18 protein-coding genes are annotated in these 19,236 nt (G+C 39.3%); 3 read left to right on the forward strand and 15 right to left on the reverse strand.

The features are described from left to right. Positions 1–146 precede the first annotated feature (146 nt). On the reverse strand, positions 147–1,175 hold the full coding sequence (locus GKR48_RS06050) for a methionine synthase (protein WP_154627403.1): 1,029 nt from the start codon (positions 1,173–1,175) through the stop codon (positions 147–149). 63 nt (positions 1,176–1,238) lie between these two features. Continuing rightward, positions 1,239–2,216, reverse strand: coding sequence for a DUF1852 domain-containing protein (locus tag GKR48_RS06055; RefSeq protein WP_154627404.1), 978 nt, complete (start codon positions 2,214–2,216; stop codon positions 1,239–1,241). A 367-nt stretch (positions 2,217–2,583) separates the two neighbouring features. Between GKR48_RS06055 and GKR48_RS06060 the strand changes: the two genes are divergently transcribed. Both GKR48_RS06060 and zinT read left to right on the forward strand, forming a co-directional pair. Then, positions 2,584–2,847 (forward strand): type B 50S ribosomal protein L31, encoded by a 264-nt coding sequence (locus GKR48_RS06060; RefSeq protein ID WP_154602595.1) that lies wholly within the window; start codon positions 2,584–2,586, stop codon positions 2,845–2,847. Continuing rightward, positions 2,847–3,488: a metal-binding protein ZinT gene (gene zinT, locus GKR48_RS06065; RefSeq protein WP_442959362.1), complete on the forward strand. Its 642-nt coding sequence runs from the start codon at positions 2,847–2,849 to the stop codon at positions 3,486–3,488. Before GKR48_RS06060 ends, zinT begins: the two co-directional genes overlap by 1 nt. 207 nt (positions 3,489–3,695) lie before the next feature. Here zinT and GKR48_RS06070 read toward each other — a convergent pair whose 3' ends face one another. Beyond that, positions 3,696–4,625 (reverse strand): Dyp-type peroxidase, encoded by a 930-nt coding sequence (locus GKR48_RS06070; RefSeq protein WP_154627406.1) that lies wholly within the window; start codon positions 4,623–4,625, stop codon positions 3,696–3,698. 483 nt (positions 4,626–5,108) lie between these two features. Further along, positions 5,109–5,621: a LysR substrate-binding domain-containing protein gene (locus GKR48_RS06075; RefSeq protein ID WP_154627407.1), complete on the reverse strand. Its 513-nt coding sequence runs from the start codon at positions 5,619–5,621 to the stop codon at positions 5,109–5,111. A gap of 69 nt (positions 5,622–5,690) precedes the next feature. Here GKR48_RS06075 and GKR48_RS06080 point away from each other — a divergent pair, with 69 nt between their 5' ends. After that, complete coding sequence (locus tag GKR48_RS06080) at positions 5,691–6,110, forward strand: TSUP family transporter (RefSeq protein WP_154627408.1); 420 nt, start codon at positions 5,691–5,693, stop codon at positions 6,108–6,110. 451 nt (positions 6,111–6,561) lie between these two features. Here GKR48_RS06080 and GKR48_RS06085 read toward each other — a convergent pair. The 11 genes from GKR48_RS06085 to GKR48_RS06135 form a co-directional block, all read right to left on the reverse strand. Then, positions 6,562–7,790 (reverse strand): IS3 family transposase gene (locus GKR48_RS06085; protein WP_154627409.1). Its coding sequence is split into 2 segments (ribosomal slippage): positions 6,562–7,475 and positions 7,475–7,790, totalling 1,230 coding nucleotides; the frame shifts between segments, so codons are not numbered across the junction. A gap of 349 nt (positions 7,791–8,139) precedes the next feature. Beyond that, positions 8,140–10,662, reverse strand: a complete 2,523-nt coding sequence (locus GKR48_RS06090) for a DUF2357 domain-containing protein (protein ID WP_154627410.1) — start codon at positions 10,660–10,662, stop codon at positions 8,140–8,142. Positions 10,663–10,732: 70 nt separating this feature from the next. Beyond that, positions 10,733–12,988, reverse strand: coding sequence for an McrB family protein (locus GKR48_RS17750; protein WP_195848224.1), 2,256 nt, complete (start codon positions 12,986–12,988; stop codon positions 10,733–10,735). A 5-nt stretch (positions 12,989–12,993) separates the two neighbouring features. After that, the gene (locus tag GKR48_RS06100; RefSeq protein WP_154627411.1) at positions 12,994–14,292 is read right to left on the reverse strand and encodes a DNA (cytosine-5-)-methyltransferase; all 1,299 of its coding nucleotides are present in this window, start codon (positions 14,290–14,292) and stop codon (positions 12,994–12,996) included. Continuing rightward, positions 14,282–14,614, reverse strand: a complete 333-nt coding sequence (locus tag GKR48_RS06105; RefSeq protein ID WP_154627412.1) for an HVO_A0114 family putative DNA-binding protein — start codon at positions 14,612–14,614, stop codon at positions 14,282–14,284. The genes GKR48_RS06100 and GKR48_RS06105 overlap by 11 nt, the downstream gene beginning before the upstream one ends. 619 nt (positions 14,615–15,233) lie before the next feature. Continuing rightward, the gene (locus GKR48_RS06110; protein ID WP_154627413.1) at positions 15,234–16,070 is read right to left on the reverse strand and encodes a DUF932 domain-containing protein; all 837 of its coding nucleotides are present in this window, start codon (positions 16,068–16,070) and stop codon (positions 15,234–15,236) included. Between the two features lie 61 nt (positions 16,071–16,131). Then, positions 16,132–16,548 (reverse strand): antirestriction protein, encoded by a 417-nt coding sequence (locus GKR48_RS06115; protein WP_154627414.1) that lies wholly within the window; start codon positions 16,546–16,548, stop codon positions 16,132–16,134. 89 nt (positions 16,549–16,637) lie between these two features. Continuing rightward, positions 16,638–16,856 carry a hypothetical protein gene (locus tag GKR48_RS06120; RefSeq protein ID WP_154627415.1) on the reverse strand — a complete coding sequence of 73 codons (219 nt, stop codon included), beginning with the start codon at positions 16,854–16,856 and terminating at the stop codon, positions 16,638–16,640. Positions 16,857–16,913: 57 nt separating this feature from the next. Continuing rightward, positions 16,914–17,963 (reverse strand): hypothetical protein, encoded by a 1,050-nt coding sequence (locus tag GKR48_RS06125; protein ID WP_154626587.1) that lies wholly within the window; start codon positions 17,961–17,963, stop codon positions 16,914–16,916. Positions 17,964–17,972: 9 nt separating this feature from the next. Next, a complete protein-coding gene (locus tag GKR48_RS06130) occupies positions 17,973–18,650 on the reverse strand; it encodes a helix-turn-helix transcriptional regulator (protein WP_154626589.1) in 678 nt (225 codons plus the stop codon). 56 nt (positions 18,651–18,706) lie between these two features. Further along, a partial coding sequence (locus tag GKR48_RS06135) for a ubiquinol-cytochrome C chaperone family protein (RefSeq protein ID WP_154626591.1) occupies positions 18,707–19,236 on the reverse strand: 530 nt, incomplete at its 5' end.

The raw sequence follows: 19,236 nt of genomic DNA on the forward strand, positions 1-19,236 counted from the left end.
AATATTGATAGAAGGATTCTGTGATAATGGCTGAAAGAATTTCATATATTTTCAGTAAATACGAATAAGGGGTGTGAGTGGCTATGAAAGGTTTAAAAATGATGAGATTTGGCGATGGATGAGATCGCCAAATCTGGGGTAATTTATTATGCGCCTAGTTCTTTTCGGATGATTTCCGCGCCTGCGCTTAAAGCGTTGAGTTTCCCTCTGGCAACATCGCGAGATAATGGCGCCATGCCGCAGTTAGTTGATGGATAAAGTTTGTCTGCATCAACAAATTGTAGGGCTTTTCGCAATGTATTGGCGACTTCTTCTGGGGTTTCGACAGTGTTGGTTGCCACATCAATCGCGCCGACCATCACTTTTTTACCGCGGATAAGTTCAATTAAGTCCATCGGAACGTTGGAGTTGTGACATTCCAGTGAAACGATATCGATATTCGAGCTTTGCAGTTTCGGGAAAGCTTCTTCGTATTGTCTCCACTCAGAACCCAATGTTTTTTTCCAATCGGTATTGGCTTTGATGCCATAGCCATAACAGATATGTACCGCAGTTTCACATTTCAGTCCTTCAATGGCTCTTTCGAGGGCTGCAATTCCCCAGTCATTCACTTCATCAAAAAATACGTTAAATGCCGGTTCATCAAACTGGATGATATCGATGCCTGCGGCTTCTAACTCTCTGGCTTCTTGGTTAAGAATTTTAGCAAACTCCCACGCCAATTTTTCACGGCTTTTATAGTGGTTATCATAGAGCGTGTCGATCATGGTCATTGGACCCGGCAGTGCCCATTTAATCGGTTTGTCAGTGAGTTGACGTAGATACTTGGCATCGTCCACAAATACTGGCTTTTGGCGAGCAACAGCGCCCACAACGGTTGGTACGCTGGCATCGTAACGGTCACGAATTTTTACCACTTGGCGTTTTTCAAAATCCACGCCACTCAAGTGTTCAATAAAGGTGGTCACAAAGTGTTGGCGAGTTTGTTCGCCATCGCTCACAATGTCGATGCCCGCACGTAATTGATCGTCCAGAGATAAACGCAGGGCATCTTGTTTGCCAACGATAAGTTCTTCGTTGTTCAATTTCCATGGAGACCAAAGTTTTTCTGGTTCTGCTAACCAAGATGGTTTTGGCAAGCTGCCGGCGGTGGAAGTGGGTAATAATATTTTCATTGCAGATGACCTTTTATTTTATTTTTTATAAATACGCGATTTGATTAAATTGACCGACTTTTATTAAAGTGAATAGCTTGCAGACCATTTTTCAAGGATCGTCTGGTAAGGTTTAATGAAGTGTTCTTCAGTAAATTTACCTTGTTCAATGGCGAGTTGGCTGCGTTCTTCACGGTCATAAACAATTTTGGTTAATGAGTAATCCTGTTGATTTAAGCTCGGTTGATAACATTCACCCGCCACCGTGTTGGCATTATAAATTTCAGGACGATAAATTTTTTGGAACGTTTCCATGGTGCTAATCGTGCTGATTAACTCAAGGTTGGTGTAGTCGCTCAGCAAGTCTCCCGTAAAATAAAAGGCTAAAGGGGCAGCGCTATTTTTCGGCATAAAGTAACGAACCTGTAAGCCCATTTTTCCGAAGTATTGCTCGGTTAAAGAGGCGTTACTTGGCTGATATTCAATGCCTAATATAGGATGTTGATTCCCAGTGCGATGATAGGTATCTCTATTTGAGACACTTAAACAGATCACGGGAGATTTATTAAAGTTCGCTTTGTACTCTTTGGAATTAATAAACGACTTAAAAATATTGCCATGCAGGCAGCCAAATTTAGTCGGAATACTAAACTCTGCTTGGTTTTTATTATGTTCCAACAGTAAAACGCTAAAATCATAATCCCGTACGTAGGATGAAAAATTATTTCCCACAATTCCTTCAATACGTTGCTGCGCTTTTTTATCGATGATGTTGGTTTTTAAGATTTCAATGACAGGGAAGGCGCTGCCGTTTTTTTCAACGTTCATCTCGACAGAGATAATTTCCAACTCAACCGCATAGCGATCGCTTTTAGGGTTATCCCAATACGCGAGTGAATTGAAGCGATTGTTGATCATCACTAATGCGTTACGCAGGTTTTCTTGGCGGCTTTTGCCTCTGGCTAAATTTGCAAAGTTGGTCGTAATTCGCGTGTTTTCCGATGGGTTGTAATTTTCATCAAAAATGCTGCGCGTGATATTAAAGGTAAATTCTGTATTCATGATTTTGCATCCTAGCTCTAATAGGAAAACGGCGTTTATTTCTTGATTACAGAGATGTTGCACGTTTTCTCACTAATCAATTTTTATGTAGCCAGTAAGTTAATATGTTTAATTTATGCCAGAGCAAGGCGGGGAGTTAAAGCGACTTAATTTCATTTCGAACATGAAGAAAGTTCATGATCAGCATTCAAGGTAAAGGAAATTCAAGTTTATTTATTGTTGATGGGATTATGTGCAGATTATTTCAGTGCATCTTAAGTCGATATTCCTCGTGTATTTCCCACATAAAATCCATGGTTAAAAAAGAGTAGTCAATCGCTCTAAAAAACATTAATGTTATATTATAACATAACAAAAGGAGCTAGCGATGAAGCCAAATATTCATCCAGATTACCGAGTGGTGATCTTTCACGATACCGCAGCAGATGCTTATTTTAAGGTTGGGTCAACCATAAAAACAGAAAGAACCATTGAGTTTGAAGGGCAAAGTTATCCGTATGTTCCTCTCGATGTGTCCTCGCATTCTCACCCGTTTTATACCGGGAAACAGAAAACCCATTCACAGGAAGGGAATGTTGCTCGCTTTAATAAGCGTTTTGGGAATTTTGTTCAAACCAGAGAGGAAAAATGATGACAAAAAATATTCTTTCACTGCTTGTATTAGCCAGTTTATTCAGTCACACAGCGATGGCACACGGACATTATCATGATAAGCCGCAAACGGAAGCGCAACGCAATGCGGCAAAAGGTATTTTTGATAATAGTGATGTTAAAGACCGTAAATTGAGTGATTGGGACGGTGTTTGGCAATCAGTCGAGCCTTATCTTGCTAATGGAACGTTAGATCCAGTAATGCTGGATAAGGCTGCAAAGAATAAGGATAAAACCGCGCAAGAGTATCGAGATTATTATGCCAAAGGGTATAAAACCGATGTGGATATGATTGGTATTGAGAATAATATTATTGAATTCCACCGTGGGGATAAGGTCGCTCAGTGCCAATATGATTACGCGGGTTACCGAGTTTTAAATTATTCTTCAGGCAAAAAGGGTGTCCGATATTTATTTGAGTGTAAGGATAAAAATAGCCAAGCTCCGAAGTTTATCCAGTTTAGCGACCATATTATTGCTCCAGAGAAAGCCGGGCATTTCCATCTTTATATGGGAAATGAATCTCAGGAGGCTTTATTGACTCAATTAGAGAATTGGCCAACGTATTATCCATATTCTATGGGCGGTAAGGATATTGTGCATGAAATGATGGAGCATTGATAATCTATTAGCCTAGTTATTTAACGTTAGCACCCCCAGAGTTTATTCTGGGGGGCATATCAGCCATCATGCACATCAGAGTGTCAAAGATAGCCATTAAGAATATCGCGACAATGATGAATAAAACGCAGAGAAAAGATGTCGAGCAATAAATCAAAAAGGAACCAATAGATAAATTCTTTGGTTCCTAGCATTCTGTAAAATCAATTATTCAATATCATCTAACATGGAAGGAGGCGGAATAAAAAATAGCGTTCCTGTGATGGGCGTGCTGTATTTTAATAATTCATCCGTTGCACCATTATCTGTCCCACTAAACATGTTTTTCAACATACGATGGGTTGTCGAAAAATATCGTGCATAACCGATGAAATAAGTACCATATTCATTTTTAGAAGGATTAGAAAATGGCATATTCGCACGAACGATTTTGAGATCTTCGCCATTCTCATCTTGGATATTGGTCACAACGTTATGAGAGCTTGGTAATTTCTGCTGATCGGATAGCTCGACGTCATTAAACTTATGACGACCAATCACCTTTTCTTGCTCTTCTGTGGTGAGATTTTGCCACGCGGTCATATCGTGCATGTATTTCTGAACAAAAGCGTAGCTTCCACCGATAAAATCAGGGTCCTCTTCACCAATAACGGCATAATCAATACGCTCATCTTCCATTTCAGGGTTTTCAGTACCATCGACAAATCCAATGATAGAACGGCCATCCATATAGCGGAACCCATGAACTTCATCGACATATTCCACAAAATCACCGAGCTTTTGGCTGATAATAGAGGCTAATTCGTAGCAGGCTGAGACATTTAACGCTCTAATATGGAAGAAGATATCACCAGGGGTAGAAACGGCAGTGAAGTTTTTGCCTTTGATCTCTTTAAATGGACTGAGTTCTTTGGGAGTAGAGAGTTGAGGAAAAAGCGCTTGCCACGCTTGAGCGCCGAACCCCATAACACAGCTCGTTTCTAATGCGGGGAAGCGGGTTCTCATACTACGAATAAGACCTGAGAAATTATTACAAAATTCCACTAGCTCATCACGATACTTATCTTTATCCGTTATGTTAAAAACGAGAAAATAAGAGTTTTCACTGGGGGATTTTGTTACATCTTGATATTTCATGTGATTTATACTCTTTCTGCTGTTTTATTTACGTTAGGATACAACTTGGTGTACCGCTTTCATAATGCTTTTTAATATCAAAAAATAGGTTTTTGTTGTATTAACGGCGGCAGGGTAGGGATACAAGAGAACAACGTCGTCCAATTTTGCCGCGAATTTCTGAATTTAAATATGTGACTATTTATAATCAAAAACTCGCTAAGCTGGGGCATTGTATTAACACACCCCTATTGATGGCTTTTTCATGATTTTAAAAATACAGAAAATCATTAAACAGGAGTCATTTTATTTTAGTGCTTCTTGTTCAAGGCATTCCAAAAACAAAGTTAATGATAATGACTTGTCAACATCAGGTGCAACCAGCGCTGCATATTGACTTCCAGTGACCTGAACTTGGAAAGGTGCTTGAAGTCTTTTTTTATTTAAATCATGCGAAAGTGTTGGAAGCCCTGCAATTCCAATACCTAAACCATCAATGACAGCTTACATACTTAAATAGTTATGTTCAAAACGTTGAAATCTCAGCGGATATAAACTTTCTATGCTTGCTTCTTTCATCCATTTTTCCCATTCGCCTACTCGCGTATTTGAGGTCACAAATACGTGAGCGGTGAGGTCTTCCACCGTATTTAAACGGTGCTGAGCTAAGAGTGTTGGAGATGCAACCAACGTCAGTTTTTCTTCGAATAATGGTCGACGGTCAAAATAACGCCATTCAGGTTTTTCAAGGGCATCCCTGCGAATTAAAACATCAAATCCAGATAACCCTTTTGCTTCTGAGCTATGTGACGTCGATACTGAAATTTCGATATCAGGATGCTGAAGATAGAAATTGGGTAGGCGAGGGATCAACCAGTGCATCACGATAGTTGTTTGGGCATTGACTCTGATGACTTTTGTATACTGAGTTTTGCCAAAACGTAGTGATGCATCACTAATGATGTCGAAGGCTGTACTAATTTCTGCCGCAAATGCCCGAGCATGTTCAGTTGCCACACTGCGCTGTCCCTGACGTTCAAATAGCGGTTGCCCAAGCCATTCTTCCAGTAACTTGGGTCTTTTCTTTTGGGTGATGATCCCTTTAAGAAGACACCAAAAAATAGTAAAAGGTCAATCTCCATAAAACAGTTGGGATTTTGTGGTGGTGTTGTCGGTTTATTAACGGGTTTAGTGCTATCAACAGATCCTGTGAGTATGCCAATATTTACTGTGTATGGCTTGAGTCATGGGGCATTTATTGGAACCGAGGCGGCCAGTGCCCTTTTTTTATATTTAAGTAAGATTAGTACATTTAGCTATCAGGATTTCCTTCCCGTTCAAGTGGTACTTACAGGCGTATTTGTTGGTGGGGGAATTGTGCTTGGGACATTCTGTAGTAAGCCTTTTGTTCGCAGGTTATCAGGCGTTCATTTTTCTTTGTTGATTGATGTCATGCTGCTAGTAGCCGGTGCAGGGCTAGTGTTTAGTGCCTTTTTCCATAAATAATCTAAGCGCAAAGCAGGGCAATAATAATGTCAGCTATTATTTCTTTTAATCGACTAGAAATATTAGCTGCCCATTCTTTTTATAGGGATATGCGTAGATAATAAAAAAGCCCACCGTAGTGAGCTTTTTTATTCTTCTAGTGCACGTGCATTACATGTGCATTTCAAAGTCCATTCTGGGTCATGTTGCTGTCTGCTCAACTTTATTAACTTACTGTTTTTAAAGTTGTTGTCACATCACTGACAGTTAAAATTTGGGCTGGCGGAGTCTGAATTCGTCGCTTAACTAAATGATTTTATAGTGCTAATGTTCAATTCAACTTTTCAAAAGTGCCTAATAAGGTGCCTAAAAATATTTTGATTGTTTTTTTAGGCATTGAATTTAGTGGAGCATTTATTTTCACTGTAATTTGATGTTTTATCATTTAGTAAAAAAAATTGTGTATTTGACCCTATATTTCCAGACACTTTTTATCACTTATTTCATTATGGGTTCGACGCCGCAGGTACTCTCGCGGTGAACGATAACCCAGTGCACTGTGGGGATGCCATTCATTATAATGCTCGAAGGCTGCCGCAAGATTCTTCACTGCCGTTAATCTGTTCGGTTTTGACATGAGACTTATGTAGTCACGCTTCATGATTTTTACAAAGCTTTCTGCTATTCCATTACTTTGTGGACTCCGTACCGCCGTATATCTCGGTGATAGGCCGACTTGTTTAGCGAACCTCCGTGTTTCATGGGCTCGATATGCTGAACCGTTGTCTGTCAACCACTCAACTGACTTTGAGGGTAACTCGTTACCGAAGCGATGCTCCACAGCGCCTAACATGACATCTTGCACGGTTTCACTGTCGAAGCCTCCCGTGCAAGCTGCCCAATGCAGGGCTTCGCGATCACAACAGTCTAAAGCGAACGTGACGCGCAGTTTTTCACCACTATCACATCGGAACTCAAAACCATCTGAACACCAACGTTGGTTGCTTTCATTCACCGATACTTTTCCTGTATGAGCACGCGTTGAGACTAGCATTGCAGGTTTACGTTCCAATAATAATGCGGATTGCTTCATGAGACGGTAAACGCGTTTGGCATTAATCATCGCGATACCTTCATTCTCAGATTGCCGACGAAGTATTGCCCAGACGCGGCGATAACCATACGTAGGCAGCTTATCAATGACATTATGTATACGAGCAAGCGCATCACTATCATCTTGACAGCATCTACCTCGCTTATCCTTCCAATCACTTTTTCGTTTCGCTAAAACGTATAACTGTGCTCGTGACACACGTAACGTTCGACTCACTAAACTTATTTTCCATCCTTGGGTAATAAGGGCGCGAGTGCTATCCACTTTTTTTCACGGCCATACTCGACAGCTTCTTTAAGAAGTTCATTTTCCATTGTTTTTTTGCCGAGTAAACGCTGTAGCTCTTTAATTTGCTTTATTGCTGAGGCTAGCTCAGAGGCAGGAATAACGTGTTCACCTGCTGTCACTGCAGTCATGCTTCCTTCTTGATACTGTTTACGCCAAAGGAAAAGCGGGCTTGCTGCTATGCCATGTTGGCGGGCAACCATGGAAACACTCATACCCGACTCAAAGCTTTGCTGAACAATCGCCATTTTTTCTTGTGGGGAACGACGTTTTCTACGTTCAGGACCTAATATCTCGATCATGTTATCTCCAAGAACTAGTCTAAAAACTAGTATTAAGATTATCACTAATTTAAGTGATACCAACTGTCTGGAGATCTAAGGGGCCAGTCTATTGAATTTTACTAAAACGTTTAACTTTATGTTTAAAGCATATGAAGTAAAAATATTATAGGCATCGAAATAATTATCTTGTGAAGTAATTCAAGAAACCAATCATTAATCAAAAGACTATAACAGTTATATAGATATTAAATGAATTTCCTATAGAATTGTAGCTAAAATTCAGAGGTCCATATAAAGGCATTCTATCTTCTGTCTACTAAGCTCAGGAACTTTGAAGCTAATAATAATTCATGAGTACCTTTACCCATCATATCATAGCTTCCGTATACACTGCTTCTATTTCAGAAAAACTAGTCACTTTTTGCAAACGGTTTAATGTTGTAAATTTCACCAAATTTATCATAGTGTTATATGGTACGTCAGTTATTGGAGTTTGAAGCATTAGAGCTTTACCTAACTCAAACAAATAATAGAGCTCAGTAGAGCTTGATTTCTTACCTTCATAGTGTTCGGTAATTGCATATCGGGGTAGTACTATAATTTGTTTAACCGGCCAAAGTTTATCAATTTGTTTGGTTGAATTATGAAGTGTGGTGTGGGATGCTAAAGCTAAATATTTGATTTCCTTTGCTATATGCTTCTTGAAGCTTTGTGAAAAAATACTTTGTGGTAAATAATACCAACGTGCAGTATCTTTCTTAATGCCTTCTAGGTAGTCATTATTGCAATCTAGTTGTTCACTCAAAGCCACTGCCATTATTAAATCTGGATACAGAATTTGGCGCATACCGTAGTAAGGTATACGTGCAGCGTCTTGTAAGTAGAGTCTTTCCACCATAGCTGACTCAGTATATATGTCTTGACTAGTTTGCTTTAATTGTACACTAGAAGCCATGCCAATTTGGTTTTGTAAAAATTCTAATAACCATTGACGACCAGAATAATCTTGTTCAGTCTGGCTAGGTAACAGGGCAAATGCACCGATACCGACTTCATTTATTGCAGTGGCATATGGGTTTTGCTCTATACTTTGCTCAAAGAAACCAGGATATAAAGCAAAGGCACCAAATACAGGGCGGCTTTTTTTAGCAGGCTGGTTAGCTTTTGAACTACTTGAATATTCAGATAAACGGATTAATGCATCCCGATAACGGTGTAGTTGGTTAATGGCATCATCTGGGACATAGTCAGTGATTGCAATATCATCCGCACTATTATCAAAGCTATTTTTATTGGTTTTAATACGGTACTTAGCATCAAATAGCCAAATAAATTGTTTTTCTTTTTCTGGGCCTTCATTCTTGGGAATTGTGACTTCCAATACAATATCTGGCTCTTGGTTAACTAAGTACGAACGTATTGATTTACCTATTTTAGTAAACTTAGGTTCATGTGCTAGCCTGACCATTACACCATCAGAGCGTTTAAATCGGAATGCACCGGCAAAGCCATCCTTTAATTTGTATTCAAAAAAGTCATTTTGTACTAGCTTGGTTGCACTATTTTCGACTAATTTAAAACCAAGATCTTGTTCTAACATCCGTTTTAAACACAAAAAACACCACACTTCATAAATCTCAGCTACCGATTTCATCGAAATACTCGATTGTTTTCCTAACACATCTAAATAAAATTTTAGCTCCTGCCAAATACGATACACCCTGCTGTAGCCTGTTTTTTGATGTAACACTAATGATTCTTTGTTTAAGTCAGTATAGGTTCCTACATCTTTTAAAAAACTTTGGGTTAATACTTTTTGTAACGGTTGTTGCCAACTATGTAATTCATCTAAAAATGAATCTGACAAACGTTGTCTTTCTGGAGCTTGGTTACTTTGCCTTAATTTGGTTTCAAATTTTGCTAATTGCAACTTACTTTGTTCTACTACCATTTTAATAAAGCGGTTTTCTGCAGTGTCTACTTTCAATTTCTTTTTTTCAATTCTGTAACGTTTATCATATAGACCATTAGCGATGTCTTGTTTTACCTGCTCGGCTAACTTATGTGTTAGATTTCCCTTTAACTTAGCCGCTTTAATATTTGCAGCTGTTGGTTGTAAGCGACTATGTGGTGCTGCACAAATAACCTTTAAACTTTGCTCAAAGTGTGCTCTTAATTCTGCAAAACCTGCTAACCACATGATTGGAAAATGTCCTCGATGTTGCCCTGTGGCTACATCTTGCTTTGTTTTTTCTGCTAGGCTAAAACGCCAAAGTGGGTAAGTTTTGTCAATCTCGTGGTTCATTGCATGTAAGTCTTGATATAGCACCATTTTGATAGGCAAAATCTCAAATGAAAGATTCTGAGTATGTATTTTTCCTTCTCGTTCAAACGTAAGCGGTAAACGCAGCCAACCCACATCATTACCTGTATTAATTATTCCAGTTAGACGTGCAGGTATCACACCCTTTGATGTTTTTGCTTCTGGAACAAAACGAAATACCTCATTTATACTTTGATTTGTGTGGGTTAAACGAGCATTAGAAACTTCACTAAAAAATACCCACTCAAACTGGTATTGAGTATTCTCGAAAAACAATGGTGAATTTAACCTCAATTCAGATTGCTTTTTTAAGCCATCTGCAACTAACCCTTTCGGTTCGATGATATCGCACAATTCAGTTGGAGGGGAAAATAACAATAAATAACTAGGTTGCAAATGTGCAGAGTGATTAGTATCCCCTCTATGATTTTTATCAAGAGATGCATCAAACTTTAGATTAGTCCTATTAGCTACAGTAGTTTGGTATGTTTTCTTGCGCTGGCTTATATCATTGGCCCATACCGAAAACTCAAAATCAGGTGTTCGTAATCGTATTAACTCTGGCATTCCCTATTGCTCCTCTGATTAGGCTAATGCTTTATATTCGTTATATAAGGCATCAAACAAAGTCAACTAACTAAGGCCAGAAACTTGTGAACGTTGAATTAGACAAACGAGTACTCATCCATTCTAACTTAGCTTTTGAACGGCACGGAATAGATAACAATTCTTTTTTATTTGTTACACTATCTTCTAATATTACTTTCTCGCGATATAAATCAGGTCGCTGCTTCTCCTTGTCATTTTCATCTGCTAGCCAAATAGGGGCTAGTTGTTCTGCCAAAATCGAGTTTAATTCTGTCAACAATTTTTTACCATCTAGTGTTGTTAGCTTATCTATATCACCTTCAATACGCGGTAGTACTTTGCACATCATAAAATCGTCCCAAACAGCTTTTAGAGTTAGGTCATCTTTGGGGTGGTAGCTAACAACGCTAAGCAGTAATTCGTTAAGTGCACGAAAAGCGAGCTCAAAAGGTGTACTTTTTAACACAGAATTTACAGCTGATAAAAACGCAACTGTTTGCGAACCATCATTATCATAAGTATTAATTAAATCTACTTTGCTGATATGTGACCAAATGGGGTAGCTCAAGTGTTTATTGCAACTTGTGGGTGTGAAAAAATCACCGAAGTGGTTAGGAAAAAATGATCCAAAATCAAAGCTCAGTGCACGATCAATCACTTTACGTGAAAAGCCATGGGTCGTTTCATCCATATTAACCGTACCGGCAACAATCAGGTTAAATGGAATACTAATACCATGTGTTAAAAAATAGGCCCAAATATCTTCATCAAGTTTTTGTGTTAAGTCAAAACCGAGTTCTTTTGCTAGAAGACTTGAGGGACGAACATTCTCCTCAGTTATGTCTAAATCCAAATCTGTAAAAACCTCACCTTTGATTAATGGATCACATTGATAGATATAATCAAGTTTTGATTTTTTTAATTTTTCAGGATCATTCCAACAACGTGTTTCTAAAATTGAGAGATAATCAGCGAAGTATTGTTCCACAGGTGCTAAATTCATTTCATCCAAGCAGAGCCAATAAGGGGGGATATCCTTCAAATGATGACCACGCCAATCAAGTGGATAACCATTTGAGTCAAACACAATTTCTTTAATAATTGCTCTCCAAGCTCTGACAATAAATCGTAGAGTATCAGTTGGAACATATTTCGGTCGTGTACCTAAGCGAGAGATATATCCCAATAAATCACTGGGTTCATGCCAATCAGGGCGAACAGATATTAAGCAGTATGTTTCATCTAGACTACCTGTTGCCTTAGCTTGTTCACGCACGAAACGTGTTTTACCAGTACCTGATATACCAGCAAGAATGAGGAAGGGTTTAGATAGTCGGGTACAAGAAATATAAGATTTTTCAGCTAAGAATTCAGCTAATTTTTTGCAGGCAGAGCTATAAAGTGAATTATCATTTTTATCCGCTTGAAACCAGTCATTTACTTTTTTTAGTTGCTGTAGTGCATCCAACACTTGAGTCGAATTAAATTGATAAAAACTTTTCACTTTTGGTTTGATGCTATCTATGTACTTGTCGCACAGTGCGATACCTGTTTCAGAATATGACGATGCATTTTTATCTGATAGTCCTTTCTCTAACAGCCATAGCCTAAATAACTCTCTAGTATTTTTGATGTCAACATTACTATTAACGTCCAACTCATTTTCTTTGGAAGATAAATCAAATTTTTCTATAAAATCAAAGTCAAACACAGATATTATTTTTTTAATTTCAGTTGCTGCATAAAGTGTTTGGCCAAAAGGGGCGCCATTCAAATCACCGGCTTTTTTCTTTACAAAAGTGCCATCAAATTTGATGGTTGATAATTCCGAAGTACCTCCATACCGTGATAACAAGTCTCTTTTTTTTACTGGGTTGGCTTGATTAAAGTCTGACTCAGCCAAATCATTTATAAAGAGGTTATTGAAAATGTCATTTGGAATTAAATTGATTTTTGCTTGAAGTTCCTTAAAACTATCAAGCCAGAAAAGTGATTGCATAACTTTATTGGCAGAAACTTTATTTCCTTTAAGAAAATAATTTTTTACTTGCTCAATCCAATCATTAGTTAATAATGCAAACCAATATTTCTCTGAGTATGATGTTGAATTATCTGATAAGTAGAAAGCATCATCTGCAAATTCAGAGAATTGCTTCATATCAGACTTTAGATAAGAGCCATTCCGTTTCCTTTCTACAACGCATAACAAAAACAACACCAACCCCATGAATGTATCGGGTTTTTTTATGTTCTTTTCAATATAGGTTCTTGCTTCTATGATTTTCTCTAAATCCAGATATGCCATTATACTCAATCCTTAATGTTTATAATATTTTTAATAATTGCTTGAATAACATTTACTGTTACTGAGTTACCTAATTGCTTGTAGGATTGAGCCTTGGAAACACAAAACTCGAATTCATCAGGGAAACCCTGAAGGCTCAAAGATTCTTTAACAGATAGCTTTCTCTGAATATCCCATAATTTAGGGACACGGTTTGCAATAATAGTAGGGGCATATGTTTCCAAACAAGCGTAAAACGACTCTTGTATCTGAGTTTTTGCGACATCTCCAACATGAAACCTCAATGAACCATCGGCTTTTAAGAATGAAAATACTCCGTACCTACCCTTTTTAGTATGTGGTTCATAAATTGAGTTGTCATGTTGTACTCTTTCCTGTTTTTGACAATTATCAAAATGATATTTAATTCTTTTTTTTTCAAAATCATTGAGTGATAAAGAAGGATCATTCTCACTAAGGTCAATTATATCCTTAAGTTTAGTTTTTCTATCTTTTAAATTTGGAAATGAAAAATTAATAATTCCAAGATCTTTACGAATAGCAACACAATACCATCTTTCACGGTACTGTGGGACGCCATAATCGTAGCTATTCAAAATAGTCCAGTGCGGGTAATATCCTGCTTCTTCTAGCGCTTTAAGCGCTATAAACATAGTTTCCCCTTTGTTATGAGACTTAAAACCTTTTACATTTTCTAAAAGTACAAACTTGGGTTTTTTTTGTTCTAAGATTCTTAGAACATCGAAAAATAAGGTGCCTCTAGTTTTATCCTCAAAACCTTCGCAGCGGCCGGAGTAACTGAATGGCTGGCAAGGGAAGCCTGCTAATAAAAAATCATGATCAGGAATGTTTTTTTCTTGAATTTTTGTGATATCACCAAACGGATACTCTCCATGATTATATGAATAAGTATTTTGAGCGAAAGAATCAAATTCTGATGAAAATACGCAAGTTCCGCCATTGGCTTGTGCACCTAACCTTATCCCACCGATTCCAGCAAATAAGTCGATAAAACGAAATTTAGTATCAAAGTTTGGTTTTAACTTTAAACATCCAAATACATTATTGAAAAACACCTCTCGCGTTGTGTATAAACCATTTTTTTTTAACTGGCTTATTACGTTTTTTTTGAGTTGTTCAGGCTTTTCTATATTATGATTACAGTAAAATTGACTATCAGTCGCAATGGCATGTAACCATTGATCAGTGACAGCTTCTACGCTACTGTCTTGAGGTACATGGGCAACTGCTAGAGAATTAATAAGTATACTTGCTTGTTGAAGAATATTGGATTTATTTTTCATTATTGACTACGACTAAAAATTCCTGATGGATGACTTTCACGCTAAGGGTGTTTTTTATGCTTTTCATTTTTACTAAACTATGCTTGCTCAGTGTTTTCAATGTTCTCCAAACATTACTCACAGCTCTATCCGTTAGTTTAGCCAATTCAGTGATAGATTGAGGTTTTTGTTCAGCAATTACTTTTAGCAGTTGCTGGTTTTCTTTTGACAACACATACGCAAGCGATTTTAACGAATCGAACCAAATATCAACGGTATAATCGGGAGTAGAAGCTTGATCTTTAATACCTATAATGCAACGTGATTGTTTGACGTTTTTCATAATTTACTCGTATTTACATTAGCCTCTTTTTAGACTCATTACGTTTGTGTGTAGCGAGACTCTAAAACTCAGAGCTCTGCTACTAGCGTAATGTATTTGTAGCACTTTGCCAATCAAACGGTTGCACTCTTATACATAATTTGAATATCTTATCAACAGTTGATAATAGCACAAGGATATTTTCCGATTATCGATAATAATACCACCTATATACGGGCAGTAAACAATAGGATAAATTAATCAGCGAGGCCGATTTGTCATTTAATGACTATACAAATAAATCTCTTTTAACATGCAGATCAAGGAAAAGAAAAACTTCACTATTGGATAGAGTAGGATATATCTTCAATAAAATTGTACTTTTAACGTAGGCTTATCAGAAAAATGGCAGATCATTCAATCTGCCAAATATTATTTTGATAAATAGCTAAAGTACTATTATTGTTCCCTACCACTGACATCTTAGTAAACTCTTAGTTACTAGCCTCTGTGTTGGGAGAAGTTCTTATTGGGCTTTTTAGTGAAAAATGACTATCACTAATCAATTGATAAATAACGCTATGATTCTTATTTGAATAATAAGAAAGACGTAACGACATAATCTGTCAGGGCAGCAAAATTAGTTAGGCTGGCGGGGAGCAATTTGGTTAAATAAAGTATCTGTTAGCACCCACAGCGCCTTATTCAATTTAATATCGCCATCGATGCCATTCACTGAGCGTGTGCGAGTGCGTTTACCTTTCGCATTTCTGCCAGATAGCCCCCCTTTGATTAAATTCTCCTGCAAACGTTGGAATACCGTCCACAAATCATCTTTCTTATCCTCCCAGCGACGAGGCTGCAATACTTGCTCCTCAGTTATAGGTTGATGTTCCTCACCAAAGCGATACGTCAAAGCTGCTTGTGCTAAGGCTTGCTGGGCTGGTGGCGGTAACAATAACGATTGCATCTCTTCGCGCTTTTCAGCTACCATATCAAACGTTTCCAATACCTCATACGCCCCTTCAATCACCTTTCCTACCACATCGCCCTTGTGCGGCACACGCACTTCACCAAACGTATCTCCGCAAACTAAACCATTGGAGCATACAGCTCTAAATAGTCCCGGTAACATTTGATAGCTACTTGATCCATCATGGCTATTTAAGAGAATAATTTCAGGGACTTGTATACCTGTGATTTGGTCGTGCCGTCTGAGACGTAACAAGTGCTTGGTGTGCTCTCGGCGACTAGCATCACGAACACGTGTCTGACAAGCAAAGAACGGATAAAAGCCTTCCTTTTGAAGACTATCGAGTAAGGTAATGGTGGGAATGTAAGTGTACTTTTCGCTACGAGATTCATGTTTTTCTTCTGAAAACACACTCGGTACAGTACGGAACAACTCTTCAATCGTTAACGGGCGGTCACGACGAATGCTATTCGCAGCACCAAAGCGGGAGGCTAAACGAGTCATAATCAATTTCCTTGAAAATAAAGTAGATAGGTAAGGTTAAGAGAATAAATTAAGCGAGTGGCTAATCGATAAGATGGAAAATGGCTGAACTTTCAGGATGTTGAATAGCATAGTCACGAAGCTGATAGAAACGCTCGACCAGTACTTCACTTTCTGTTCTAAATGACCACTGACTATACAGCATCAAACAAATGGCAACACCAGCCCCTTCAGGGCTGAGTTTCGCTTCATTACCATTATGCGGATTGAATAGCGTAAGCTCCTCTTGATTTAAATCAGGATAAATAAACGCACCGCCATTGGTTAAGGTACAGTATTCCCAATAACCACCCGTGTATTCCTCACAGAACTGCCCCATGATGGTAAAGATAACAACTTCAAAGGTGGCGAAGCCTTTAACGGTGCCAAAATGGGTTTGCCAAAAATGCATGCGCTGGTGGTTGGAAACGGGTGTTGCGATGATGGGTTCAAGTGTCATAAGAAAGCCCTTTTGTGGATAGTATGAAATAAAAAAGGCAGACCTGTTGGCCTGCCGTTATGCTGTTATTACATTGAAATAGATGAATTTTAATTGTCGCTAAATAACCCATTAAGCAGTCGCTCAATGGCACCGCCTAATAACGTGGTACAGGCTAGTGTTGCACCAAGTCGAGCCGCTTGAATTTCTGCATCAGAATACTCGCCTTCAAGCGTAAGTTGCTCATTGACCGTCTTCTGGGCGTAGTAGGTGATAGACACCAGTGTCATAACGCTCACAGAGGTGGCGATAAGTTTAAAAATGGACATAGATTACCCTTTAGTCAGGCGTTCACTGAATATGAACGCCGAATAGTGTGTGAAAACTCAGTATTGATATCGGGCGATATCCGGTTTTTGAAAGGATTGTGTTTGGTAGTAAAATAACGCTTTCGCTATTCCGTTAATAATTTGAGGTGTTTCAAGTTTACCTTGGTACGCCCATGCGACGGCATTCGTTCTTGCCGAGCGGCCCAATGTTTTTTCCATCATGGCGGTAAAATCCTCCCGCCCTTGTTTATCCTCTAGGTTATACAGAACATGTGTTAGAACAGGCTTTTCAGGGTTAACGAGGCTCCAAATAAAAACTTGGGTGATTGACCAGTCTTGCGCATTTTGTTGTGCGCGTTTTAGGTCTGTGATGTATTGCTCCGTGATTTGAACGCCTTCATTTTGCTGGTTTTTAAATTGTGTTAACGCATTGGCATTGTGTTGCTGAAGCTCAGAGACCTTTTTCCGGAGCATTGCCTCGACATTTTCCGTTTGGTTTAACCACGGTAATAAATACAAGCCAACATCAGGGGCGTGGTCATTCAATGTCTCCGTTAACGCATTCCACGCTTTAAGCTGGTGCTCTGCTTCCTCTGACGGGGTATAACCGGCATTAAATGCAATCGGTGTCGTCATTGCATAGGGCTGGTCAACATTGCCACGGAGTAGTGACCAGTCCTGTTGAGACAGTGTTGTGATGACCTGTAAAACCTGTGTAAGCCTCTGCTCCTCAAGGGTTGAATCTGTTTTCGGTGTTTCCGCATTGGCAAAACGCGGTATGAGTTTAGTCATACCGTCTATTGCTGTTTGATACCAATTATTTAAATCGTGGTTAATCGCGGTTTGTAATGCCCCTTCAGCTAACTGACACTTATAGACTACCAAGGGCCTTTCTTGTTCATCCATTAAGGTTTCCCATGTAGGCGAAACACAGTCTTTACGGTGGTTGAGTACACCGCCGAGTGTGACACTGCGGTCGTAATCATAAATCAATCCTTGAACACGCAAAATGTCTTGGGAAACAGTCTTAGCAGGAGTTGAGGTTGCATCATCACATCCCAGCAATAGCGCGCTGCTGATGCAGACGGTATAAAAAATAGTTTTCATCTTAATACCTTATAATTTAACGAGTGATTGAATATATTGGTAATGGGGCAAGGCTTGAATAAACGCCTCTTCACATAACCGTTGGTTGAGGTCTTCACGATAACGAAAGCTCCGCGCCGTCATGACCACATCTTGCAAGGCCATTACATCAAAGACATGAATGTGCTGCGCGATATCGGCAGCGAGATACCAATGACCGTGGTAATAAATCAACTTATACGGGGCAACGTTCGTGATGTTTTTTCCTTGGTGGGCAAATTGCAGTAAACGCCGTTTTACAATGGCTTGTGTCAGGATATAAAAGCCCCCGAACAGCGAGGGACGCTGCTCAGGAGGCGTATGATAGACAATGAACGGTGAATCAATTGTCGGGTCGAGCAGAACCGTTAACAGCTTCCTGTCTAAAGCCGGAAACAGTAAGGTGATATGCGTAATGGCGGCAAAACGCAATATGTCCTTATCGGTACGAAAGGGACGCTGTGACGCGGCTAATCGATAGCCACCTTGGTGATATTCCAAGTCCAGATACTGAAGGCGCTCATTAAAGTCACGCCGTAGGGTACGAGTCGAGACATTGAGCTCTTCTGACAACTCGGATAAATAAACGGTTTCTCCTCGAAATAATTGACTGATAATAAACGCCAACCGAGACGCAAGCCGGTCATGGCGAGACACAGAAGTCGACATGATGTTGTCCTTATTAAAATAGCTCCGGCAAGCGGATAAAGTGGGTGTGGTGAACCTTATTGCGATAAGGTCTTTTGTCGTAAGTACGCCACAATGATGCAGGCAGGAACGGTAACCCGATAAGCGGGTCCCGCTAGGTCAGCGACAAGCCATGCCGAGCTCACTGCAAGACCAATCGGACCAGCAATCAAGGAAAGTGCCCGGTGTGCTGCAAAGAGTGTACCGAGTGTGGCTACCCCGCCGAGTGCATTAATCACACCAATGGCTGAGAGTGTGGCCACTTCCAGTGCGGCAATGCCCGAGGTACGGATAGCCGCTTGAACCGCTATCAAAATCAATTGTGGCGTGGGGTTGGTAAGGTTAAGCTGCATATTACGAGAAAAGGTTTGTAACTCTTCCGTGGTCAGCTCATTTAAGCTTTTTTCTAATACTTTCAATAACAAGTTTAATTCCAAGGTTTCGGTATTACCTTCCTTTGGATAATTGACATCAAGGTGGTCACAGACATCCTGTAAGATTTCACGGTACAGCACGCCCTTATTACCTCGAACGAAACTCATCAAGCTGTTAGCCCCAAAGGCTTGCA

It is taken from the genome of Providencia sp. wls1943 (assembly GCF_009706275.1).
GTDB classification, from domain to species: domain Bacteria; phylum Pseudomonadota; class Gammaproteobacteria; order Enterobacterales; family Enterobacteriaceae; genus Providencia; species Providencia zhijiangensis.